This window comes from Bacteroidota bacterium (genome assembly GCA_030706745.1).
Taxonomy (GTDB): Bacteria; Bacteroidota; Ignavibacteria; order Palsa-1295; family Palsa-1295; genus PALSA-1295.
The window spans coordinates 430,607-455,881 of the sequence record JAUZNX010000002.1 but is presented as its reverse complement, the minus strand read 5'-3'; the positions used below and the strand labels follow the sequence as shown (position 1 = coordinate 455,881).

General features: G+C 53.9%; 18 protein-coding genes. 6 read left to right on the top strand and 12 right to left on the bottom strand.

From position 1 onward, the window contains the following. Positions 1-15 precede the first annotated feature (15 nt). The 8 genes from Q8902_04495 to Q8902_04460 all read right to left on the bottom strand — a co-directional run bounded on the left by Q8902_04495 (position 16) and on the right by Q8902_04460 (position 6,027). Complete coding sequence (locus tag Q8902_04495; GenBank protein ID MDP4198813.1) at positions 16-891, bottom strand: hypothetical protein; 876 nt, start codon at positions 889-891, stop codon at positions 16-18. Between the two features lie 22 nt (positions 892-913). Continuing rightward, on the bottom strand, positions 914-2,782 hold the full coding sequence (locus Q8902_04490; GenBank protein ID MDP4198812.1) for an ABC transporter ATP-binding protein: 1,869 nt from the start codon (positions 2,780-2,782) through the stop codon (positions 914-916). After that, positions 2,779-3,879 carry a glycosyltransferase family 9 protein gene (locus Q8902_04485; GenBank protein MDP4198811.1) on the bottom strand — a complete coding sequence of 367 codons (1,101 nt, stop codon included), beginning with the start codon at positions 3,877-3,879 and terminating at the stop codon, positions 2,779-2,781. Before Q8902_04485 ends, Q8902_04490 begins: the two co-directional genes overlap by 4 nt. A gap of 54 nt (positions 3,880-3,933) precedes the next feature. Then, positions 3,934-4,149, bottom strand: coding sequence for a 50S ribosomal protein L28 (gene rpmB / locus Q8902_04480; GenBank protein ID MDP4198810.1), 216 nt, complete (start codon positions 4,147-4,149; stop codon positions 3,934-3,936). Between the two features lie 24 nt (positions 4,150-4,173). After that, the gene (rpsR, locus tag Q8902_04475; GenBank protein MDP4198809.1) at positions 4,174-4,353 is read right to left on the bottom strand and encodes a 30S ribosomal protein S18; all 180 of its coding nucleotides are present in this window, start codon (positions 4,351-4,353) and stop codon (positions 4,174-4,176) included. Between the two features lie 169 nt (positions 4,354-4,522). After that, complete coding sequence (locus Q8902_04470) at positions 4,523-5,440, bottom strand: cobalamin-binding protein (GenBank protein MDP4198808.1); 918 nt, start codon at positions 5,438-5,440, stop codon at positions 4,523-4,525. A 60-nt stretch (positions 5,441-5,500) separates the two neighbouring features. After that, positions 5,501-5,704, bottom strand: coding sequence for a hypothetical protein (locus Q8902_04465; protein ID MDP4198807.1), 204 nt, complete (start codon positions 5,702-5,704; stop codon positions 5,501-5,503). Positions 5,705-5,802: 98 nt separating this feature from the next. Then, the gene (locus Q8902_04460) at positions 5,803-6,027 is read right to left on the bottom strand and encodes a helix-turn-helix transcriptional regulator (protein ID MDP4198806.1); all 225 of its coding nucleotides are present in this window, start codon (positions 6,025-6,027) and stop codon (positions 5,803-5,805) included. A 132-nt stretch (positions 6,028-6,159) separates the two neighbouring features. Here Q8902_04460 and Q8902_04455 point away from each other — a divergent pair, with 132 nt between their 5' ends. The 4 genes from Q8902_04455 (at position 6,160) to Q8902_04440 (ending at position 10,837) form a co-directional block, all read left to right on the top strand. Beyond that, complete coding sequence (locus Q8902_04455; protein ID MDP4198805.1) at positions 6,160-7,071, top strand: hypothetical protein; 912 nt, start codon at positions 6,160-6,162, stop codon at positions 7,069-7,071. A 72-nt stretch (positions 7,072-7,143) separates the two neighbouring features. After that, positions 7,144-7,578, top strand: a complete 435-nt coding sequence (locus Q8902_04450; GenBank protein MDP4198804.1) for a hypothetical protein — start codon at positions 7,144-7,146, stop codon at positions 7,576-7,578. A 3-nt stretch (positions 7,579-7,581) separates the two neighbouring features. Continuing rightward, positions 7,582-9,657 carry a hypothetical protein gene (locus tag Q8902_04445; protein MDP4198803.1) on the top strand — a complete coding sequence of 692 codons (2,076 nt, stop codon included), beginning with the start codon at positions 7,582-7,584 and terminating at the stop codon, positions 9,655-9,657. A 13-nt stretch (positions 9,658-9,670) separates the two neighbouring features. Next, the gene (locus Q8902_04440; protein ID MDP4198802.1) at positions 9,671-10,837 is read left to right on the top strand and encodes a T9SS type A sorting domain-containing protein; all 1,167 of its coding nucleotides are present in this window, start codon (positions 9,671-9,673) and stop codon (positions 10,835-10,837) included. Positions 10,838-11,076: 239 nt separating this feature from the next. Here the strand turns inward: Q8902_04440 and Q8902_04435 are convergent, their stop codons facing one another. Then, positions 11,077-12,771 (bottom strand): hypothetical protein, encoded by a 1,695-nt coding sequence (locus Q8902_04435; protein MDP4198801.1) that lies wholly within the window; start codon positions 12,769-12,771, stop codon positions 11,077-11,079. Positions 12,772-13,024: 253 nt separating this feature from the next. Between Q8902_04435 and Q8902_04430 the strand changes: the two genes are divergently transcribed. Together Q8902_04430 and Q8902_04425 are read left to right on the top strand one after the other, a co-directional pair. Continuing rightward, complete coding sequence (locus Q8902_04430) at positions 13,025-15,622, top strand: T9SS type A sorting domain-containing protein (GenBank protein MDP4198800.1); 2,598 nt, start codon at positions 13,025-13,027, stop codon at positions 15,620-15,622. A gap of 209 nt (positions 15,623-15,831) precedes the next feature. Continuing rightward, positions 15,832-18,423 carry a T9SS type A sorting domain-containing protein gene (locus Q8902_04425; GenBank protein MDP4198799.1) on the top strand — a complete coding sequence of 864 codons (2,592 nt, stop codon included), beginning with the start codon at positions 15,832-15,834 and terminating at the stop codon, positions 18,421-18,423. A 55-nt stretch (positions 18,424-18,478) separates the two neighbouring features. Here the strand turns inward: Q8902_04425 and Q8902_04420 are convergent, their stop codons facing one another. The 3 genes from Q8902_04420 to Q8902_04410 all read right to left on the bottom strand — a co-directional run bounded on the left by Q8902_04420 (position 18,479) and on the right by Q8902_04410 (position 25,261). Next, the gene (locus Q8902_04420) at positions 18,479-19,339 is read right to left on the bottom strand and encodes an alpha/beta fold hydrolase (GenBank protein MDP4198798.1); all 861 of its coding nucleotides are present in this window, start codon (positions 19,337-19,339) and stop codon (positions 18,479-18,481) included. After that, a complete protein-coding gene (locus Q8902_04415) occupies positions 19,336-20,676 on the bottom strand; it encodes an AAA family ATPase (GenBank protein ID MDP4198797.1) in 1,341 nt (446 codons plus the stop codon). The genes Q8902_04420 and Q8902_04415 overlap by 4 nt, the downstream gene beginning before the upstream one ends. Before the next feature lie 139 nt (positions 20,677-20,815). Then, positions 20,816-25,261 carry a choice-of-anchor D domain-containing protein gene (locus Q8902_04410; protein ID MDP4198796.1) on the bottom strand — a complete coding sequence of 1,482 codons (4,446 nt, stop codon included), beginning with the start codon at positions 25,259-25,261 and terminating at the stop codon, positions 20,816-20,818. Positions 25,262-25,275 lie beyond the last annotated feature (14 nt).

The window sequence follows — 25,275 nt, the reverse complement described above, 5'->3', positions numbered from 1 at the left end:
GACATAACAATGGGCTCAATTGCTGCGGCCAAAACGACGACCCAGCAACGTCCAGTTCAAGCCAATGTTCTTTTTCAAACGCCAGGGGTACAGCATTGTAACCGCGCGCACCCATTGACGCGTGAATGGCTCCATAAATACCATCCAGTAGTTCAACCGGATGTCCGGCAGGGTCTCATTGTTCTTCCGGTCGTGTTTGGTCGGCCCAGATGACCGCCAGGCTTTCGGGAACATTCCCTCTGGAATGAGCGACCGATTGATGTACGTTGCTTCCATCGTGACCGGGATTTCAACTCCTTCGGATTTCAAGCGGATGGGCCTGCTGAAATTATTCCCATGTACATGTACGAGAAGTAAATGCTGGTTCAATTTATCAAGGATACGATTGTACTCAGCATATTTCTCCGAATCCCCAAGCCCGTGAATTTCAATGATAAATACGTCCACTCTTCGCCAGAAATCGGCGGGCGTATTCTCAATCACGTCCCACTCCGCATTCTCGATATCAAGCTTGACAACGAGGCGTTCCGTGTCGTCTCCGCCACATAAGGTGACCGCAGATTCCAGCGGGATACAACCATCCGCTGACCCCAACCCCATTTTATGCCACACAGCAGTCGCGGGCGTATGGGATGGGATCTTCGTAATCGTATGATCGAACAGTCCAATGCGCACACCGGGGTTCTCTCGTGCCATGACCTCTTCAAACTGGACATCATCGCATACGCCTCCTGTTACGAGAAGTGTTGTCTTCCGCAAGAGTTGGACTGGCACGACATATCCACCATCTCGGCCTGGGCCCCAACGGTCCATCTCCAACTGGGGGACGTGATAGGGGGTCAACAACTGGATTAACTTGGATGTGGCGTCGGGACGATTCTGAGCCGGCATAATAGTCTTTCGATCGTAGTATTTATTGATCCTTAAGAGAAGACAGAGACACTGGAGAATCCGTCGCGGCGCGCGACTGCATTGTATACAACCGCCGATACAACCCACCCTCGTTTGCAAGAAGTTTCTCGTGATTGCCTATCTCCACGATTCCGCCCTTATCCATAACCACAATGCGATCGGCCTGTTGGATCGTCGAGAGACGATGCGCAATAACAACCGCAGTCCGATGATGCAACAAATTCTGGATAGCTTCTTGCACGAGCATTTCGTTCTCGGTATCGAGCGCGCTCGTTGCTTCGTCAAAAATCAGGATTGGCGGATCTTTCAGAAGCGCGCGGGCAATTGCAATGCGCTGCCGCTGGCCGCCGGAGAGCCGGACGCCTCGATCGCCGACCATCGTGTTGTAACCATCCGGTAATTGCATGATAAACTCATGCGCATTGGCCGCTCGTGCCGCATCATGCACCATCTGCTCGGATGCATCACGATTTCCGTAAAAGATATTGTTCTTAATCGAATCGTGAAAGAGCAACGTCTCCTGCGTCACGATACCGAATAGCTTACGCAGACTTTCTAACTCATAATCACGAAGGTCGCGGCCACCGAGCGTAATTCGTCCCGACGTGGGATCGTAAAAGCGAACCAGGAGATCGACGAACGTCGTCTTACCAGCGCCACTTGGACCGACCAATGCAAGAATTTCATTCGGGAATATTTCGAGATCGATGCCATCGATCGCGTTCTCCGTCGTCGCGCGGTACTGAAACGAGACGTTCTCAAAATGAATCGGCTCGACAATCGACTTTGGCGCAATGACCGTCCCCGGCTTAACACTTGGCTCGGCATCCAGGATCGCGAAGAGATTTTCGGCAGAAGCCGAACCCTCATAGAGCCGGGTACTCAGTTCGCTCAGGTTCTTGATCGGCTGCATGAGCTGAATCAGCGCACCGAGGAAGAAGATAAGTCCCCCGCCGGGCATTGTCTTCGCAAATACTTCATGGCCGCCGAACCAGAGAATTCCGATGAATCCGAGCGTAGCAAGCATCTCATTGATCGGACTGCCAATCCCCCGTATACGCGCAAGCCGGCGACTTCCGTTGAAATGCTTCTCGGTCTCCGCCTTGAAGCGGCGCACTTCATAGCGCTCCATCCCGAAGGACTTGACAACCTTTACACCAGATATCATTTCCTGGGCAACACTCAGTATGTCGCCTTGGAGATTCTGAAGGCGGTGCGCCATCCCTTTGATCATACCACGAAACAGCCGGACGAGATACATGCTCAACGCACCAATCGCCAGCGAAAGCAGGGTCATGCGAGCATTGATGACGAGCATCGTTCCGAGAATCGTGATGATGCTGACCGGCTGACCCACCATCGTCATGATACTCGTCGTGAGTACCGAATTGACCTGCGCAACATCGTTGGTCAGGCGGCTAAGAAGATGGCCGGACTTGCGGTCGTAATAATAGTCCAACGATAGCGTTGAAAGCTTCTCGAACACTGAATCGCGCAGGCTTCGGGCCATGCCGTTCTCCACGATAGCCATGATGTATCCGCTCAGATACGAGAAGACATTCTTCAGCGCGCTCGTGACAAACACGAAGAGACAGATTCGGAACAGGGAGGCGACGGCATCGAACGTGTGATCGGGATTGGAAACGAGAAAAATCTGGCTGAAGCGATAGATGATTCGATTGCCCATTCCCCCACCGATGCTCGGCAAGGTTTGCGATTCGCCAATGACCACTGAAACAATGGGAAGCAACGCCAAAAGGCTCACGCTTCCCATCAGGTTGCCCAGGATGTTGAAGATAGATGATATGATCATCTTCGTCCGGTAGGGACGTGCGAGCGGCAATAGACGTCGATATGTTCGAAATATCATGAGTTGGCGATCTTCGGTTGGGCGACTATTGACGTGGCGCTTTGGACCATCAATTTTTTGAACAGCGCAAGCACCGGCTGTGGTTCAAGAGACTCCAGATTCGGGCGCTGACGATGAATCTCGAATGGAACGCCGATCGGTGTCCAGGGAAATTGGTCGATCTCTGCATTGAAGAGAAGGACCATTGGCACTTTCGCTGCCGAAGCAATTTGCGTGACGGACGTATCCACGCTGACTAAATATTCGCACGAAGCAATTTGCTCCGCGAGGTCTGTGAATTCCTTGACATACGGCGCTTCCCGGATGTGAGGATCATTCGCAAGCCGGACTGTCTTGCGACCGCGCTCGCGATCGTTTGGTGCGGAAAAGACAAGAACTTCTGTGACGCCCTCGCTGAGGATCCCACGCGCAATCTCGGCCATGGCAGCGGGTGGTGCTGACCGGTCCGCAGTACGAGAAGAGACATTCATTCCAACACGTCCCGGCGTATGGTTGGCGCGAACATTGAGCCGTGGACTTCGATCGACGGTTTCGGGATCGATGCCGAGGGGTCTCAGCATTTCGGCCACGCGCTCGGTGATATGACGGGACCGCGCCGCAAATTGTGGAACCGTGAGGTCATAGACGACCGAGTTCTCTTTGGCAACACCAAGCCGAATCTTCGCGCCGGAGAGTGCAAGAAAGATCGAGGAGGTGACAGACGCTTTATCGGTCAGATCGATCATGAGATCAAAATTCCGTTTGCGGATAGTCCGCAGCATTCTCATATCCTGCAAGAATCGCTTTGAATAGACAAACGCCTCGCAGTTGGCTGGTAACAACGGAAATCCGGCAGCATTATTCTTTCCGAGAACGATTGCGATGTGTGCCCCGGGGAATCGAGTGCGCAGCGCGACAAGAAAAAATGAGGACATCAAAAGATCGCCAAGGCGATCCTGACGGAGCAACAAGATGGATGGTTCGGGACCCAGTCGTGCAACAAGATGCTCCGGCGCGAGAGCAGCGGTATGGCGGCGTGCCTTGCCGAGCAAGCCAAGTCCGCGAAGGAACGCCCTTCGAATCGCAAGTTCGACCGGCTTAAGAAGTGGGTTTGGCAAGTGGATTCACGATAGATTCTATAAATTCTATAGAATCTATAGAATCACTGCCAACTATACCTTTGCCCGCATGGCCCGGAGGCCCTTCTTATCCAGCGTGCGAAACGCGCGGGCGGTTGCCTTGATGGTAACGAACTTACCGGTTTCCGCATCCCAAACTCGTTTAGTCTGAAGGTTTGGTAGAATGCGCTTTTTGCTGCGATTGACCGCATGCGAAACATGATTTCCAGAAACCGGCTTCACTCCGGTCAGTTCACAGACTCGTGCCATGATCGTATTCTCTTGTAACGTTGATTATTTCATTCCTTCGGCCACGAACGGAAGCAGCGCCAAATGCCGGGCGTGCTTAACAGCCGCTTCGACTTTGCGCTGGCCGGCTGCACTGACACCAGTGATCCGGTTCGGCAACAGCTTGCCACGATCGTTCAAGAACCGCTCGAGCAGTCGGGTATCGCGATAATCGAGATACGTGATGTCGCGGACTTTGAGTGGATCCGGTTTCTTTTTAAGCGGGTCGCGGCGGTTCTGCTGGTTCCGGCCATATTGTCCGCCTGCGCCTCCGCGCGAGTCGCGCGAGCCACCTTGTCCCGGACGTGAGCCGGGTGTGCTGCTGGTCGATCGTTGCTGTGCCATGCTACTAATTCTAAGTTATACTTTCAAAATCTTTTTCCAACTGATACTTTCCGAGAAACTCACTGCGCACCTCACGGTGAATAATGCCTGCGAGCAACTCGAGCGTATCAACAAGACGCGGACCCGGCCGCGAAAAATACTGAGATCCATCGCAAACCCACACTTCCGGCATTACATCAAAGCCGTGTTCGGCCGCGCGAATCTTCTCCCAAAAAATCTTTATGTCCTGCTTTTGCCGCTGGACATCAAAGCCGCACTCGGCAATGATGATGATCTCGGCCCGCGCCGCAACCACCTGGTCCCACGTGACTTCCCGTGATGGTGCATGCTTGAATGCCACGGTGTTCTCGCCACCGGCGATCTCCACAAGCTCCGGAATCCAATGCCCCGAAGCGAACGGTGGATCGACCCACTCGAGCACGAGCACTTTCGGCTTCGACAGTCTTTTGACTGCCCGCTTCACATGCTCGATCCTGGTCCGCAAATCCCGTAGCACCGGTCCATGATGCGCAGAGTCCCCCAGGACTGCAACGCGCCGAATGGTCTCCAGCACTTCATCGAGCGTCCTCGGTTCAAGGTTCTCGACATGCGGCTTTTTCGGCAGCCGCTCGGCCATCTCTCGAACCTGGTCGATCGATACCGCGCACACCGTGCAAAGCCGTTGCGTCAGGATCAGGTCCGGCTCCAGCGCGCTTAACATATCGAAGTTAAGCTCGTAGAGAGAACCCGTTTCGTCAAGTTGTGAACGAACTAATGTGTCGATCTCGCTGCTCGAAAGCCCGTTGTGAGCTCGCGATTTCGTCACGTGCAGCTTCTTGGTTGCCCGCTCCGGATAATCGCACTCGTGAGTCACCCCAACAAGTTGATTCTCCAGCCCCACCGCGTAACAGATCTCTGTCGCGCTGGGAAGAAGACTGACGATGCGCATGCCGAGTCCCAAGTGCTAAGTTCTGAGTATGATAAAAACTCAGTACTAAGCACTCAGCACTTAAATGATAATCGCTTCTCCGCCGCCTTCTGGCTCGGCCAGACGGGCGATACGGTCTTCAAACCGGTAGCCTGTTGCGCTCTTGGACACGCCAATAAGCCGAACGGGCGTAAGCTTCGCGGTTTTGCCAAGCTGCGGCACGAACTCGATCTTCTCGACCGAGTGCTTCTTTACCTTATCTCCAAAACTTTGTTGTTTCGCCATATTTTAGCCTTGCACCCCACATTTCGCATGAAGTAGCGGGCCACAAACGCCGAAACAGCCCGGAGCGTTCGGATATTTCATGGCCGGGCCAGACTATTTCAGGGCTGCTTATAGCTTTCTGGAATCAAGAGGACGTGCGGCAGCACTTTCAGTGTTTTTGCATTTTTTTCGAGTCTGGCGAGGGCAAGTCCTGTCTCTCCACGCTCAAAACAAGCTAAAAAATTCGGACTCATTTTCGATTTGATCGCCAACTCCTCTTGGGTCATATTCCGCTTTATTCGAAATCCCCGGACATTGCTTGCGACGATCGTTTGGAGGCTCACGCTTCGAAACTATCGGCAATCTGAGTTTTTGCATTATCGAAATTAAGATAGCCTCTGGGTTTTCGTCGTATTTTCGTCTCTATGTAACAAACCCTAATTCTCGAAGTTGTTATCAAAACCAGGAGGTTCAAGATGAGACGTTGGAGTGTTTTTTTAGTGCTGGTACTAGGGATGATCACCATCAGCGGACGAGCAGTTTCGCAGGCCGTAAGCAATTCAACCGGCACACAACTATGGCCGATCAATCCACCCGTTGGGATCGGAACGCAACTCAGCCCACCTGGGGTGCTACCAATTGAATCCCTGCAACTCCACTACGATCCGGCAGCTGGCACGCCGACCTTGCCGGCGATCCTGCGGTTTTCAAATGGAGCATCGACGGCATCAGATACATTTGGAATAATTGGCTTGATGCCGCCACCTTCACTTACCACATATTCGTCACTTTCGAAGGGTCAGGACATGGTCCTACAAGAGCACAGCAAGGGGGATGTGATCATCACGAACTTCTGGGCGGCGGGCGCTTCTGCTGGTCAGACTGGCGGTTCCATTCGGCTTGCGACGGCAGGGGACACCACTATTCATGTTACACCCAAACCGCCTGAGCATGATATTGAACGGATGATTATACGTCCCAATGGCAACGTTGGAATCAATATTCCTAAAGATTCCATCCCGGTGGACCAGCTGCAACTCGGCGGTGGCATCATGCCATATCCGGGCAACACATATCCAAATCCCGGGCTGACCATTTATGGAGGAAACCGGTATGAGAATATGCCAATCGATGGCGGGGGCGGCGCACTATTTCCGGGCGACTGGCGATATGTCGCCTACAATCGCTGGGTTGACCATACCAATCCCGGCTCGAACCGTTTTCACCGGTCTGAGCCCATGTCCAGTTCGGCGGTTTCGTTTTCAGAGAATGCGGGTGGTAACATCGATCTCAGTTGCTTCCCCTATGACGTAACGCGCGGGATCGATGACTTCACGCATAGTCTCACGATGGAGGTCACGGGCAATGGGCTCCAGATGTGGAGCTAAGAGAGCGATTCCGACCAATCCCATCACCTGTTCGACATCTTTCGGCCCGGCGCGTATTTTAGCACGGATAGCGTGCGGAATATCAATGGCCTCTGCTATATGCACACGCCAATGTACATCGGGACGGATACGACGGACAGGTGGCCCAACTTTACCGATTTCGCCAGCGTGTATCCGGACATCGGCGATGGCAAGACATGGATGCTGGCCGTCGGTGGCCCCGCGCTCTTCAAGGAAGCGTTTGTGAGTACCGACTGGCCGGACTACGTGTTCGATTCCGGGTACCCCCTACGGCCACTCGATGACTTCGCGCGCTATATCGAGACGAACCACCACCTGCCGGCCATTCCCTCGGCCTACGCGATGAGCACCGGGGTACCGCTTGGCAGAACCGAAGCGGCGATCACGAAGCAGGTCGAGGAGATGGCGCTCTATATCGTCGAACTCAATAAACAAGTGGAGGCACTGAAACGCGACATTCAGGATTTGAAGAAGGGAGGGAAATGAGCGATGAAGCGTCTCCTCTACTGTCTGCTGCTCTCCTGGCCGCTTGCAGCGTTCGGTCAGGACACGATCAATCCGTATAACACGCAGCAGCCGATGACGATCTACCTGCAGAACACGGATGTATATTACAATCCGTTAGACACACCGGCAAGGACGGACACGCGGGAGGCCCTTTCGAGCGAGTCCCAGGTGCTGGTTGATTCGAACGGCGCGGTGGAGATCTGGCCCGGGTACGATCCGCGACCGCACGGCATCCGACTGCAAAACTGGGCGCCGTATGGCGGCGACTCGCTTGGCATCGATGCGCACTGGCAACGGTATTTTACCGCGCGCGATAAGTGGGACCGATCGCTACCGAACCGACACTCCGATATTATCGCGGGCAGTAACGTCGCGCCGACGGATACGACAATCTATCCTGGGCTGGACGGGTATCCTCCCGATACGGAAATTTATCATCCCCCGACAGGTCCCGTCATCGTAAGCAAAAACGAGGACGTGGACTTTCGGGCAAGCGGGACCATCAAGCTGAAGAACGGCTTCCATGTCAAGCCGGGCGCGCACTTCCACGCCTATATCGAGCCACGCTGGGGCGACACGGTGTTTACCGATGACTTCACAACGCTCAACCGCGCAAAATGGCACATTACCAACGGCTCGAGCGACGGCTACGGCCGGATGCCGGAATGCTCGACGGACACGAACGTGACGATCTGGCTCGACAGCGAAGCCACGGACGGTCATGCCCTCGACATCATCATGCGCGAGGATAGCTGCCAATGCCCGAATATGAGCGGGAGCGATTTCGATTCGTGCAAAGGGAAGATCGATCGAAGGGATACGGTGCCGCATCAGGCCACCTTTTCCACGGCGATCGTTCGCGCGTGCCCCTGGCCGTATCTCACACGGGACTCGCTGCCCCTGGTGCCAGCGTATCAGCACGCGCCGTATGGCAAGTTTGAAATCCGGGAGAAAATCCCACATATCCTGCACCATACGAATAACTGGCCTGCCTCCGCCTTCGAGGTGGATATCAATGAGTCTTGCGGCCCGGACGCGGGTTACAAGCAATTGTTTCCAACGCTTCTCAAGAGCCAGCGGTATGGGCCGTTCAAGGGTATGTTCCATCGCGCGTGGAACGGGCGGGACAGCATCATCTTCGTGAGCCACGACGCCCAGTGGTCGCTGACCAACAGTCCGCATTGGCTCTTTATCGATAACTTCCCCTACGAGGTCACGCTGGACTGGGACTCGTTGCATTTTCACGACACGATCCGGATGGACCCGCTCACCGTGGGTTACATGGGCTGGCCCGCCGCGCTCAAAAATGATACGACCGATTCAGTCACCTTTTACTATGCCCGGTACGAGGGCAACACGACGGACTCGATCACATGGAGAGTCGATACGTTCAATGGCAAGTGGCGCAAATTCTCCGCGCCCTATCGCGTCAGCGGGACGGATACATTCCGGTTCTCGAAGGACTATCAGCCTACAAAAATTACTTTAGTAATCGATACAACAATCACTCCTTTTCCGACAAAGAACTTCAATTGCCATTGGGAGTATAACCTCAACAATCCGCATGATAGTGGGTTGATCTATTTGGACGATACAATGGCGCCTTCGGACCTCCATAGTTTCAAGGAGCGATATCAGTACTCCGTCGCGGAACAAGGGTACAACCTTCCGGCGATGCCGTTCGACCTGGGCGATAGCACGGGAGGCTATACGTATCACACCTTTGGCGTGGAGATCCTGCCGCACGAAATGCGGTACATGATGGATAGCAATGTCATGGCACGGCTCCCTGACCGGCTGATTCCGCCGAGTTACAGACGGTCCGGTCTGCTCGTCGAGCGCTCGCCGCTGGACCTACGCATCGCGCAATTCGATCTGGACTATTCGATCCTTGCGACCCAACGCGCGTACTTCGAGCATGCGGCGGCAAGAACAACACCCATCTGGCCGGGCTTCAGGGATGTGGGTGGAAAGCCTGCTGCTCATCACTTAGTGGATTACGTTCGCATTTGGGATGTGCCGCCAGACGTGCAGGTCTCTAATTTTCCACCCCGTTAAGAAGGAGCACCAAATGAAACGGATTATTTTCTTCTTCTGGATACTATTGATCGCATCGCCCTGCAGGGCACAGTGGGTCGGCATCGCTCTCGGTGCTCAGGTTGAGGCGTTCGGAGTCCACGATTCCTTGCTCTTTATTGGCTCGGCCGATCATGTTTATCGTTATACGGTAGCCCATGGGTATGGCTATGCAGACACCGGTATTGATTTTACCCAGGGTGGTGTCACCTCGTTCGCATCGCTGGGGCGATATTTTTTTGTACACACGCAATATGATTATCGCACGCCAGATAATGGTTCGACATGGACTCGGCTTTCGCGGGGATGTACATTAGGGACGAATGGAGTGTATCTCTTTGCATGCACGGGTGGCACAACGTATCGTTCCGGCGATAGTGGCGATAATTGGCAAGCGGTTCCTGGTCCTGGGTCGGTCACCATGTTTGCTGCAACAGGATCTTGCGTTTTTGCAAGCACAAGTAGTAACATCTGGCGATCAATCGATAACGGCGGAACCTGGGCGAAGATATCTTCACCGATTGCGACGATCAATAGTTTTGCCTTCCTCGGCACGCTCACATTTGGCGCGAACGGTCCAATTGTGAAGTCCACCGATTCCGGTACGCATTGGACAGAGATCGACTTGCCACGCCGGAGCGTCACGCAACTTGCGGCGAGCGGCTCGAATCTCTTTGCCGGGACTGATAGCGGGGTCTTCGTCTCGGTGGATTCAGGCCTGCACTGGCGCGCCGTCAATGACGGGCTTGGGAATTACCATATCGTGAATGCCCTGGGTGTCTTCGATACTTTGCTCTTTGTCAATGCGCGAAGCGGGGTCGATAATTACACGGCCAAGCGTCGGATCTCCGAGATGGTGGACACGCCCAAGAGCGCGGTGCAAGCAATCCCACAGCCGCGCGACACGCTTTCGATCTATCCGAATCCCGCGACCGGGCTGGTTACGATTTTTGCTGGAAGTACTGCAATCGAGCACGTGAGTGTGCTGAATGTGCTGGGTGTGAATGTGTTCGAAGCGGGTGGGTCAACCACCCCCTACCCCCGCCTTGAAAAGGCGGGGGAATTCTACTCCCTCGATCTTTCGCAGTTGCCGTCGGGGACCTACTTCCTGCGTATCGAGACAGCGAAAGGAAGCGTGCTGCGGAAGCTGGTCCGGGAGTAACTTCCCATGAATTCTTCTGCCGCACAAAGATTTTTCTTGCACTCGCGGTTTCGCTGACGTATATTGCTTCTGCCTTCAGGGGCACCAATTGCTCATTGAAAAAGAATGGAGAATTCAATTTCGAGTGCGGGCTGGGAGTTCATTAAATGACAATTCAAAAGAGAGAATTAAAGTATTACTTTAACTTCGAGCACCTATTTCAGGAGGCAAGCGGCGAAATTGGGGGCCTGTCGGTTCCTCTACCTTTTCCCCATGACGGTGATGAAATGGAGGTCATTCCGAGCCATATCGGAGTTCGGGAAGTATGAGAGGGCCGTTTCGAACATCCTCTGCGACTCAGGCAGCCGGTGGAGTTCGAGCAGCAGCTCGCCGGCCAGCGTATAGGTCATCGGGTTGTTCGGTTCAAGGCGCGTGGCTTCGGCCATCGCCTGATCGAGTCCATCGGTATTTTGGGTTGCGATGGCCTGCTTCAGGAATTTGTGGATCGAAAGGACGGTCTCGCCGCTCATACGGGTCGAGTCGTGCAAGGGATAGATCAGCATGTGCTCGCTTTCGGGCGGGCGGATGGCGAAGACGGAATTCTCATTGACGATCTCGAACCAGTTATCGAGCAAGGCGGCGTAGTTTGCGCCCCGCTTGCGCAGGAAGCGGATGGTCTGGACTGGATCGCCGATGTGCGGGATGATGCCGGGATCGACGAGACCGACCATATCGACTGTTTTGCGGCCTGAGTAGAAGCCGATGGCGCCGATGTCGTGCGTGGCAATGGCGGCATCCTTGGGCAGATTTGTGGCACACCACCTGGCAGTCGCGACCTGCAGGTTGGTGATGTAGGCTTCCTCGGATGCTTCATGAGCCACGAAATCGGAGCCGGTCAGGCTGACGAACTGGATGAACGCAGCGACCAGCACGAGGATCGCCGCGAGCGAGACAAACCGACCGCGCGCGAGCCACTCGACGAGAGCGTTCGCGCCGAACACTGCCGCCAGGACCAGCGCCACGCATGCCGGGACGAGATAGCGGCCGTCCTGGTAGAGATACGGTAGCTTCCAGGCATACAGCGCGACGAAGCCGATTGCGATTAGAAATGGATAGACCGGGGTGAGGATTCGCTTTTTGAAAATCGAGAAAATTGCGGCGAGCAATCCGATCAGGGCAAGCGCGATCGTCAGGCCTTGTCCTTGGGTGGAGAAGAATCCCCCCGCGGCGCCCCAAAAGCCGGGGCGGTGGGCTTTGTAGTACGCGAGCTTCGCTCCAAAAGTATTCGGCAGGATCGATCCGCTGAGCGCAAAGTTGAATGCGACATAGGCCAAACCGAGAGCGATGGCTGGTATGAGAAGCTGCTTCCAGTCTGGCTTGACGGATTCGCGGCGAAGGAAGAAGTAGTCGATCACAAGCGCCAGGGATATCAACGCGAGATCGGGGCGGCACCAGATGCTAAGACCGAGCGTGATGCCAAGGGCTCGCCAGGAGTGCTTTTCGTAGAAATACGCTGCTGCCGCGATGAATGCCCCGGCGAACGTCGTTTCCATGCCCCAGACAGAAGCTGGCAAAAATCGAGGGCTTACGACGAGCAATGCAGCGGCTGCCAATGGAAGCCATGCAGCAGTTGGTCGCGCCGCCGAAGTGGCGCGGAATAGAAAGAAAACCGCAAGGATAAGTCCGGCAATGGAAAGCAGCTTCGCAACCGCAAACTCATTCGAGGTGACGAGAAAGAGTATCGCTTCGAGGAATGTGAAGAGCGGTGATGTGGAACCTGACGTCGCCGGATTCAGCGCGCCGTATGAAAAGTGAGCCGATTGCGCAAGGGTTCGAGCAAATGTAAGGTGGATCCAGCTATCATCGAGCGGGAATCCACTCGATCCGTTGATGGCATTAACGGAATACCAAACATAACCGCCGGCAATGGCAGCGATCAATGTTACTAACCACATCGTCACTCCTTGCCATTGTGGCCAAAGTGGGGTTTTGGGCGAAGTGGTTGCGACTTTTGGTCTTGGTGAAACCCTCTGATTTTTGGAGAGGGCTTTGGTCCGGCGATTAGAACTCATTAACAGTCAAGCTTTATAGAAACTCTGGTCGTGTTCTTGTGTTCAGGGGATTCCACACCCTGTGGCAAAGCAGTCTATTCGGGGTTAAGCAATACACCCTGCCACTTCGAGGTACCATTCTTAGGCTTCGGCTAACATGAGATCATCGCATTTCGTCGTCACCATTATTGCGGTTTCACTTTTCGCAATCATCGCGTCTGGCTCGCGGACGGCCTACGCTCAGCAAGAGCAAACGGAATCTGCGGAATCGCACTACTTCGAGCATGACGATTACAGCGCGATGATGCGATGGTTTTCGGATTACCAGAATCCCGATCACCTACCGGATTTTGAGCGGGTCCGCTACACGGGCATCCAGCAGTTGCACGCCATGCCAAATCCGATGATCGCCGATCACGCCGCAATGAAAGCGAGCCAAAGTGCTGCATGGATGCCGGCAGGACTCTCGCAGAGCGGACCGGTAAGCGGCCGCGAGGCTGATGTGGACGTCGATCGCGATGGCAAAATCTACCTCGCATCACCCTCGGGCGGACTTTGGAAATCGGTCGATCAAGGTATTCATTGGGCATCGCTCAGCGATAACCAGTGGTCCACCCTATTTACGAGTGCCGTCGCAGTCGATCCGAACAATCCCGATGTCGTCTATGCTGGCACCGGCGAACCATTCGGCTATTTTGATCCAGTCTATCAGGGCAACACCGGCTCCTCCGGAGTCGGAGTTTATAAATCGATGGACGGCGGAAACAACTGGACTCTCATTCCCTCAAAGCTCGGACGGTATTTCAGCAAGATCATCGTAAATCCCGCGAATTCGAATCTAGTATATGTGATGAGCACCTCGGTGTGGCGCTCGACCGATTCGGGCCATACCTGGAGCGACGTGCAAGATCTCAGCACGGGCGGTGCGGTCTTTGGTGCACTCGTCATCGATCCCGTTGACCCCTCTATTCTATACGCTGGCGCGGGGAGTCAGCTATTCAAGTCAATCGATTCTGGTGCAACATGGAAGGCGGTCTCTTCAGGATTTCCGACAGCTGCCAGCGGTGGCCTGATGGTCCTTGCTATGACTCCCGCCGACCACGAGTATCTCTATGTGCTAACAAGTCACCGACCGGGAGAATACATTGGATACTCGACCAACGGTGGTACGAGCTGGCATATCTCCACCAGTAATTTCAGTCTGGCTTCAAACTCCCAGGGCTGGTACGATTTGGCTCTGGCGGCAAGTCCTACGGATAAGAACTACATCGTCGTCGGTGGACTCGACGTTTATTCCTCAAGCCAGAATGGCGCGAATCCGCAACAACTGACGAATTGGACGGGCAATGCTGGCGGCGGACACTATACTCACGCCGATATTCATTTCCTCGGGTACAGACACGGCTCTCTATATGCTCTCAGCGATGGTGGTATTTACCATAGCGAGTCTGATGGTTCTTCGTGGAGTGGTAATATGAACGCCAATCTTGGTACGTTCCAGCAAATTGGAGGGGATGCTTACTGCGATCCGACAACTGGCGAGCCGAAGTTCTTTATTGCCGGTGCACAAGATAATGGCACGACCAAGTGGACCGCTGGAAAAATGACTGGACCCATGATTCAGGGCGGCGATGGCGGCCGATGTTTCATCGACCAGCAAACCGGACATATCCTGTATGCGTCGTACCCGAACTTCCTTGGTGAAGCGGTGATCTACAAGTCCATGAATGGCGGTAGTTCGTTTAGCGGGAATGTGCTGAATGGTCTTGCAATCCAACAGGACCTTCAGATGGGGTATATGATTTACTCGGTCTGCGATGCCGATCCGAACGTCGTCGTAATGTGTGGTGGTAGCAAGTTGTGGCTGACAACCACCGCCTTCAGCTCGGGCATCGATACTACGAGCACATGGGCTACGACATCGAGCGGCGTCAAAAAGATATCCGGGTATCCGAGCTATGCACACATATCGAAATCGGATCCAACCACGATCTACCTTGGCACGAGTGCATCTCAGATCTATGGCTCAACCGATCAGGGTGCAGATTGGACCAAGATGACGACCCCCACTTCCCTTGGCTCACGTCCGACCTGGATCACAACTTCTCCGACCGATGCGGCGAGCGCGTATCTCACAACATCGAATTCAATGGGCAGGCCGCTTTGGACTTCGCAAGACAATGGGCTAACATGGAAACAACCGACTCAGACGGGGTTGCCTGTTGGACTTTACAGGACCGTTGCTGTGGACGCTGCAGGTGACATCTTTCTCGGCCATGATGGTGGAGTCGTGGCAATGGACCATAAGGACTCCGTATGGGTGCCTCTGACAACCGGAATGCCTTTGGCGATGGTTACCGCGATGCAGGTCCGAGGACACTATTTGGTCGTCACCACTTATGGTCGCGGGATGTACTATATCGACATTAACCAAATCTTCAATCCGAACAACGTTACGAACGATGTTGCTGGGTCCGCGACTTCAAACCGGGTTTCGATCGAGAATGTATATCCTAATCCGGCCACATCGAGTGTCGCAACCTCACGGATTAACTATACGTTGGGAACCGCGTCTCTAGCTCGGATTGCGATTTATGACAATCTTGGCCGTGAGGAACGCATCCTGGCGAATGAGTGGACGACTGGCGGAGAACATGAGAAATCGCTTGACCTGAGCGGCCTTCCGGCTGGCCAACATTATATCGTATTAACCGCCGCCGGAACAGCCTCGACCAAGCCAGTTACGATTGAGTAAGCCGATCGAATCTGCAATTTTGGAGCGTAAATGAATACGCTGGCCCGCTTCGATGAAGAGTGATTAAGAATCATTTTTCCAGGAAACTCTGGAAGTGATTCCGTGTTCCAGATAGTGATCCATCAGCGGTGAACCCTTGTCACCACGCATGGTGGCATTGCCGACAATTCTCGCAAGACAATTTCCATACATCCTGAGCGTCTGGTATCATGAGATCAACTTATTTCGCAGTCATTCTCACCGTGTTCGCGGGCTCCATGCTGTTCGTATCGGGCTCACAGCCAGCGCATGCACAGCAAGCGAGTGAAGAATCCGTACAATCCGGTTATTTCGAGCACGATAACTACGAGGCTGCCTTGAAGTGGCTACGCGGCTTTGAAAATCCGGACAGCTTACCAAACTACGAGCAGATTCGTTATGAGGGTATCCAGCAGCTTCGCGCGATGCCCAACCCACTGATCGGCCAGGCCGCATTGAAAGCCAATGCGAATGTTGCATGGCAGCCGGCCGGGATCTCGCAAACAGGAACGGTCAGTGGTCGTCTGGCCAATATCGGATTCGATTCCTCGGGAGGGATTTATGTGTGCTCTCCCAACGGCGGTCTCTGGAAATCGAATGATAATGGCGCCACCTGGAAATCGCTGAGCGATTCATGGCCTGTGCTCGCGACGAGTGCCGTTGCAATCGATCCCAAAAATCAGAGTACGATCTATGCCGCCACCGGTGAGGCCTTCGGGGGATTGGATCAGAATAGCCAGAGCAATGGTCAGGTTTCAGGTTTCGGCATTTGGAAGTCCATTGATGGTGGATTGAATTGGACGAACGTCGGGAAAAACCTCGGGAGTTACTTCAATGCGATTCTCATCAACCCGATCAATACGAATATTGTGTACGTGGCCGCAGCAAGTTCCATCCTTCGCTCGACCGATGCAGGTATCACCTGGGCTACTGCCGTTTCTCTGAATGGCAATTTGCCAAGCCTGGTGATGGATCCGGTGAATCCAGCCGTGTTGTACGCTGCTGCCGGTTCGCAATTGATGAAGTCGACCGATTCCGGCGCGACTTGGTATAAGCCGGCGCTGGTCAATTTCCCATCAGCTAGCAATGGTGGCCTGATGGTCCTTGGCATGACCCCTGCCAATCATCTCTATTTGTATGTCAGCTCCGGGATCGCACTAAATGGCGTAGCCGGTGGCAAGATCGGACTCTCTCGCGACTCCGGTGCCCATTGGGAAACGACGCTGCTCGATACCGGTGCTAGCAACTACTTAGCCGGGCAAGGGTGGTATGCAAACGCGCTTGCGGTCAGTCCGGTCAATCCAGATTACGTGCTCTTCGGCGGTCTGGATGTTTACTACTCCAATCAAAACGGAGCCTCGCCGCAGAAGGTCTCGAATTCGAACGGCAATGCCGGACAGACGAATTACACCCACGCAGATATTCATGTCATCACTTATCATAATGGGACAGCATTTACTTTGAGTGATGGAGGAATCTACTATAGTGCCCCGACCGAAAACGGGCAAGCCTGGCATTCGGATATGAATTCCAACCTTGGTACCTTCCAGCAAGTCGGTGGTGACGCCTATGCGACTAAATCTAAAGGTGAGATTCAATTCTTCATCGCCGGCGCGCAGGATAACGGTACAACGAAATGGACTCCCGGCAATATGATCGGCCCTCTCATTCAGGGTGGCGATGGTGGCCGGTGTTTTATTGACCAACAGAACGGTCAAATCATCTACGCTTCTTATCCCGATTTCACGGGTCAAGCTGTGATCTATAAGTCCACGACCGGTGGCGCCGGGTTCAGCCCGAATGTACTGAGTAGCTCGGCAATCCAGAACGATCGTCAGAGTGGATATATGTTCTACGATGTCTGCGAAGCCGATCCGAATGTCGTGGTAATGTGTGGACGATCGAAGGTTTGGCTTACGACGGATGGCTTCTCCAATTCGCCGACCGACATTCTCAGCATTACCACATCGACGAAGGTCGGCGCGCCGGCCTTTGCCCATGTCGCAAAGCTCGATCCATCGTATATCTATGTTGGAAATGTCAGCAGCTATGTCTACTGGACGTCTGACCAGGGAACAACCTGGGCCAAAATGACATCGCCAACGACCGCGCTGAACGGACGCCCGACCTGGATTACCACGGATCCCGGCGATCCGACCATGGTCTACCTCACAACGTCCAACGCGACGGGAAAGCCACTCTGGACTTCGCAGGATAATGGGCAGACATGGACACAGCCGACTCAAACAGGGCTTCCAACAGGGCTTTATCGAGCGGTTGCGGTCGATGCCCAAGGGGATATTTTCATGGGCCACGACGGTGGCATCGTTGCGATGGACCATCGAGACTCCACATGGGTGCCGCTCATCACCGGGCTTCCGCAAGGAGTTATGGTAACCGCCCTGCAAGTTCGTGGACATTACTTAGTCGCGACCACCTACGGGCGCGGAATGTTCTTTATCGATCTGAAACCGCTATTCGGTCAGAGCAGCGTTGCGACCGCCGGCCAACCGAGTCCCGTGTCGATCGAGAGTGTTTATCCAAATCCGGTCACGACCGGGGCCTCGATCTCGAAGATTCGTTACTCGCTTGCAAATGAGTCACTGGCTCATGTCGCGGTGTATGATAATCTTGGTCGTGAGGAGCGCGTGCTTGTTAACGAATACACCACTAGCGGTGAACATGAGAAGCAGATTGACTTGGCTGGCTTGCCGGCAGGGCGGCACTACATTCTGCTTTCGGCCGGAGGAGTTTCAGTCACCAAGCCAATTACAATCGAGTAGTAACAAATACGAATTATAGCGCCCGACCTTCCAGTACACGCTGGAACGTCGGGCGTTATTGTTTGAGGTGCCGGGTAAAGAATTCTTTCGTTAGCTCGATTACCTTCTCGAATGCCGGTGTCATGCCGGCGAAAGGATGTTCCGTCCCAAAGGTGTGACCGGTTCGAGGTACGATGGCAAGTTCCGTCGTGTCACTCTTCGCAGCGTTGGCAATAGCCTCGGATTCCGCAATCGGTGCAGTTAAATCCTCTGAGCCGACAATGACGAGAAGTGGTTTGTGCTGTTCTGCAAGCTTTTGTGCTGCCTTCAAAATATCGAGCTCCCCACGATGCGCTTCGTAATCCTCGAGCAGCCCACGATTCAGCCGCATGACCTGTCCAGTCCGCTGATTTGTGATTTCAACATAGCCCTGCGTTTTCCAGATTTCGGCCTGCCGCCCAGTCCATCGTTCGAACGTCGCAACCGGAGCAAGAGCGACAACCGGCGTAAGGCTCGCCAATTGGGAAGCGGCGAGTATTGCGGTCGCGGCGCCTCGTGAATGTCCGATGATGCCGATTCGATTGCGGTCGAATCGAGCAGGATCGATTGGAATATCAGAGGAAGTTATCGCGCCGAGCACATCATGGACTTCTTCGAGATCCCTGGTGAATGTCGTTTGCGCGAAGCGGTCCAGTTCTGTCAATGCAAAGGGATCTTCTCCGACCCCATTGTGGGAAAAATTGAAGTTGATGGTGACAAAGCCTTCTTTGGCTAGTCGCTCCATCATCATCGGAATAGGTCCCCAATCCTTGAAGCCCTTGAACCCATGGAGAAAAACAAGGATGGGCTCTTTGGCCTCTGTCAAATGAGAATATCGAAGGTCAGCGTGGAGCCTCTCTCCTTTTCGAGAATGTATCTCGAACAATTCGTGGATCATGCTCCCTCGGTGCTCGACACCTTTTCGAAGATGTACTGGCCGGATTCCGTGTGATCAACGCGCACAGAATCCCCTGGCAAGAATTCCCCGGATAGCATCTTCATGGCCATTGGATCGATCACTGCTCGCTGAATCACACGTTTAAGCGGCCGAGCTCCATAGGCGGGATCGAACCCGCTCTGCGCAAGCCAGTCGCGGGCATCGGTGGTCACATCCAGGTGGATTCCGGACTTCTGCATCATTTCGGCTACACGCGTGATCTGAATATCCACGATCCTGCGAATATCTGCCTGCGTCAGCGGCTGGAACATGACAATATCATCGATGCGATTGAGAAACTCCGGACGAATAGTCTTCCGTAGCTCACCCATCAATTTCGTTCGCAGATCGGCCAGCAGTCGATCGCGATTTTCATCTGTGAGGTGAGTCATCTCCTTCGTGATCAACTGCGAACCGATATTCGATGTCATGATCACAATCGCATTCTTGAAATCGACTGTGCGGCCTTGCGAATCGGTCAGACGTCCATCATCGAGTACTTGCAGCAGGATATTGAATACATCAGGATGCGCCTTCTCGATCTCGTCCAGGAGCAACACACTGTATGGTCGGCGGCGCACTGCCTCCGTGAGCTGGCCACCCTCTTCATAGCCGACATAGCCCGGCGGCGCTCCGATCAGACGGGAGACCGAGAACTTCTCCATATATTCCGACATGTCGATGCGGACCATCGCGTGCTCATCATCGAACAGAAATTCGGCAAGGGCGCGCGCCAACTCCGTCTTGCCGACACCAGTCGAACCCAAAAAGATGAAGCTGCCTATCGGCCTGTTGCGATCCTGAAGTCCCGCCCGCGAGCGCCGAATCGCATTGGAAACGGCAGTGACTGCCTCGTCCTGCCCGACGATTCGGTCGTGCAGGCGGTCTTCCATTCGCAGTAATTTCTCGCGTTCGCTCTCGAGCATTTTGGAGACAGGAATGCCGGTCCATTTTGCAACGACCTCAGCGATGTCTTCCGGACCGACGACTTCCTTAAGCATCTGCTTTTCGCGCTGCAACCGCTCAAGCTCGTCCTGCTTTTTCTTAAGATCGGCTTCCGTGGCTGGAATGCTGCCATATCGCAATTCCGCAACTCGCGCAAGTTCGCCTTGTCGCTCGAGTTGTTCGGCTTGCAGACGGAGCTGCTCGATCTCCTCGCGTTGCGAGCGGATCCCCTTGATCAGATTCTTTTCGTGCTCCCAATGCGAGCGGAGCTGCGTCCGCTGCTCCTGCAATTCAGCGAGTTCTTTGTCAATTTCCCGCAGGCGGGATTCAGTTGCGTGATTTGGTGAGGCCATAGCAACTCCGTAAACAAGTACGAAGCCGCGGGTCGTTCATCAAATGAGATGAAGATGACCGATGAGATGTGTTTGATTCAATAAAACCAAAAGCCCCGGAGGTACCCGGGGCTTTGGAAGCAAGCGAGGATCAATCAGTCTACTTTTGGATCAGGATCATCTGCGAGTGGACTTGCTCAGGTGCGGTCACACGCAAGGTGTAACTCCCGCCGGCAAGGCCAGTCAGGTCGAGATCGAGATCGCGTGTACCGGCCGACATGAGTTGGTCGGTCGTGAAGGTCCGCACACTCTGGCCGAGGACGTTGAAGAGTTCGACCGTCATGGGTGTACCGTCCTGGTGCACATCCAATGTGACTTGCGCCGAATGCGTCGCTGGATTCGGATGCGCCTCTCCAATCGAGAACCGGACTGCGCCCACCGTCAGGAATGTGCGTTCTGTTGGATTGCCGCACAGATCAATCGGCGTGAACACTCCGGGAATCTCTTGATGCAGCACATAGCAGAGGCTCGTGCCGTTGACATCCTGGAAATCAACGTTCGAGGCCACAAAGTTGCTCGACGTTTCCCGCGCGACCATGATCTTGAGCGATAAATTGCCAATCACATCCGCACTATCGAATGCAGTCTTGGCAGTAGGGTGGACAACGATGTGCCATGTTGCGATGCCACCCGCGTCCGACTCCGTCTGACTCACGATCTGATATCCGTTGGTTGCGATGGCGGCGCCAGCCCCGGTCGGATCGAATAAATCCTGCTCAAAGCTCACGTCGAAAGCAATCTTTGCGACGGCGGCCTCACTGCGAATCGGCTTCAAGATGTGCAGAGGCACCTGAATGATGTCGTTCGCATGACCGGTAAACTTCACCACCGGATTGGTCGGATCCGCTGCCACGCTTATTACGGTATGCTCCTGCAAGCCCGTTCCAAGTAATGGCTCCATATCGGTCCAGATACCAGCCGGCGTTGGGTTATCGGCCGTATCGAACGTATAGCGAACGAATGCATGCTTCGGCAGGACATCGCTCGGCTGATATTCAACCGGGAGTGTCTTCCGCTCACCAGGAATGAGCACCACAGGTGGGATCAGGTTTAATGTCTGTCCACCTCCAACCGATGCGGAGAATTGGAATGCACTCACTTCAGTCGGATAAGCCGGATCGGGTAGAATCTCTACCTTTTCCAGCAAGGCATTACGTGTACCAGACGAAATTACAGCCACACTATCGATGCTGTTCTTGCAGACGTATGTGGGCACGAACGAAAGCTGACTACCCGTTGCGCCAATTGAAGAGGTGCCAATTTGCAGTGCCACAACTCGTTGCACGACGCAATTCGTCATGCCATTAATCGTGAGATTGCCCTTTGCTGAAGGATCAGTGGTTTTGCCCTGGACGATAATCGTCTTGCTCTTGCCAGGCAGGATTGTATCCCAGAGATTCAACGTCGATCCTGGCCGCACGATCGTGAACGGCGGATCGATTGAGAGTTCGTTGATGATGAGTGGCGCACTGCCCGTATCGGTAATCGTTATGGTCTGCTGGCCACTCGGCGTGTTCGGCGGCACGGTGCCAAAATCGATTGAATTCGTGGATACTTTGAGCCCGGCATACGTAGTATTCGCGAAGAGAAGGACAACCTGACGGAAACCGTCTTCATCATACTCTATAAGCGTATCTACTACATCCCCCCCGCGAGAAAGGTCCGGAGTGTACTTGATTATCACATAATCGCTATCAGGTAATGACTCCTGCCCAATTATGAAGTTCTTTTGGAAGCCATGCTGAACTTCGACTATGGACCATTCGGTAGCCGTCAATCCTACGATTCCCAAGCTATCAATCGTGATCATTGCCGATCCATGGTTTCGCAGGTACAGCGTATCGATTCGCACCGTGTCGCACTCGGTAGTTATGATCTCTTTCGATCGATCCCAGGTCAAGTCCGGCTTAATCCCTGCACCGGTCAAAATGCTGAAATCCTTCTTCGTATGCGTAAAGGGCTCGGGTATGTTAGAACCCCAGCGTTGAATTGAAGAATCAGTCACCTCGGCGGATGGTGTAAAGCAGAATTGCAGGTCGATTCCATCGCCTGGCTTGAGCACCACTGGCAACTTGGTGGAATCCGGGAATGTGAAATCGGCAGTACCATAGTTCTCCATTACCCAATTCTTGTTGAGTGTAAATGGAGCCTTGCCCGAATTCCAAACACGAACCGTATGGCACACCGTCTTGCCGATCAGATTCTGCGACCCGAAGTTCCAATCGGTAGCATTGATCTCTGGGAGCGTCGTTGAACCAATGAGCGCGCCAAGCACAGTTGGGCAGTCCGTCTGGGCAACGAGTGTATCTAAAAATACTCGTCCAGCTTCAGTAGCATTGAAGCATACGTGAATAATCACTGAATCCCCGGGATTCAAACTGGCTGGCAACTTCGGATCCGTCGTGGCCGAAAAGCCTTGATTGCCCATCCGGAAGCTTATATTCTTGAGACTATAATTCCCCGAGCCAGGAGCACCATTATTCTTAAATACAAAATAGGAGCAGGTGTCCACCCCCTCCTGTGCATTTAGGAAGGCCAGACTATCAGGGCCGGTGTGGGTAATCGCCCCAAATGCTAAGGCCGGAGCGGTATAGAGCAAATGGACCAATGTGTCTTCACCGGCACCATTGACCGCCCAAACCCATGCCTCGGCATCCTTCAGAGGGTTGACAACCACAATCGTCGGATTGACTTTTGTGCTATCTCCCGGTACAATAGTATAGTTGACCGGGTCAAACGCAACATTGGTGGATACATAACCACCATCAGAACCTGGACGCTTCTTGATAACGCCAAGCGGGTCGTCCAAGATATCGACTGCTGAGATAAAATGGTCGAGAATCAGGGTATCGAGAACGTGAAGGTTCCAGGAGCTACAGAGCGTATCGACTGAGATCTTTGGAGCCCCGGCACCGTCGATGCCAAACGATTGTCCGCAGGGCGCGGCATATTCATTGAAGAAGTCATCAGCGTCCCAATCTCCGAGATCGCCATCGAAATCGAATCCGGACATCCCATACTGATAGACCGCGAACGCGCTATCGGCGGTCGCATAGTAACACCCAACACCCAGTTCGTAGCGTCGGCCACTCAATTGGGGATAATCTGGAAACCTTGTCGTTCCCCATGGAACCCCTATATTACCGATCGTGCCAATCGGAAGTCCATTTTTCCAAACCTTGATCTTGGAAAACTGATCGCTGCGCGCGATCACGTTTATGTAACGATGTTTGGCCACCTGCCTCACATCGTCCGGGACGGTCCACATGAAACTGGTGCGATAGCGTGAGGCAGAGACAACATTCATCTGTGCTGGCGCGGTAAATGGCCCTTGCCGGCTGGCGGATCCGCCAGCTCCGCGGTAATCGTACTGCTCGACAGCGAATTTATGGCCACAGTCCGAATAGAAATGCGCTCCATCCTCGACATTGTTCTCTACGGAGAAGTCATAGAGCGGTACGTCATACGAGCGAAGACCAGTCGCAAGGTGCCCCTTGACCTGACAGCCGTTTACACCCTTATCGGCTACGATCATCTTGACCTGGTCCCCGGCACTGTTATCGCTCGGATCGATGCCGGGCGAATCGAACATAGGCATCACAAGATAACCTGAGTCGGTCCAATATTGGGTCGGGACCATCATTTCAAGATTCATATTTCTGTTGTCGGCAAAGTTGTTATTCGTGTTGCCATTGAATGCATTCTCGCATCCGGCAAGCACGCCAACCGCCTGGTCCGCAACAACCTGAGATCCCGTCTCGTCAATATCCCAAAGACCTGGCTTGGATGAAATATTAGATTTAACCCAATAGACCTGACCACGCTGGAGCGTGACGTCAAGCTCCGAAGGCGTACCCTGTCCGTTATTCGGACCAGAGGTCGCGCCGGGGAAACCCTTACGCGTCGTCCCCGCTGGGAATATCTTTACGTGCGTTCCGTCCTGAACGGCAATCACCCCGAAGAACGAGCTCGAAGGCTCACCGCCATTGTTACAAAACCGTGCAGGCGATGGAGCACCGGTCCCATCGTCGTTTGGCGCGGCCGCGACGACATATTCCTTTCCAAGCGCGCTGGTCGGCAAGGCCAAATACATCTCGGCATCGTCAGGGCCTGCTGAAAAGTATTGAACATTGATCGGGTGGTCGGCATGAACATGGATGCCCGTGAATTCGGGCACTTCACCATCAACGTTGAGATTGCCGCTGTTACCATCGGAGACAATGACATACGAGAGATTTATCGGAACTTGGGCGTAATTTTTAGCCACAATGTGTACCTGACTCCCGATCACTTCCGCACCGGTTTGGTGATCGAAGTAGCCGACCGTGACGTTGCAGTCGTAATACGAGCTGATGAGTATCCAGTAGGATTGATACGGTATGACCGTCGTACAATCGAAGCTCGTTCGCATGAACCCCAAGTAATAATCACGTCCGTCGGATGGTATGCCCTTTTGGGACTGCGCCAACGCAACACTGGACACGGAGAGGTGAACGAGCAGTAGCCCGGCCACGGCCAGGTACATGTATCTTGCAGCAAGCTTCATAGTTAGGTCCTCAA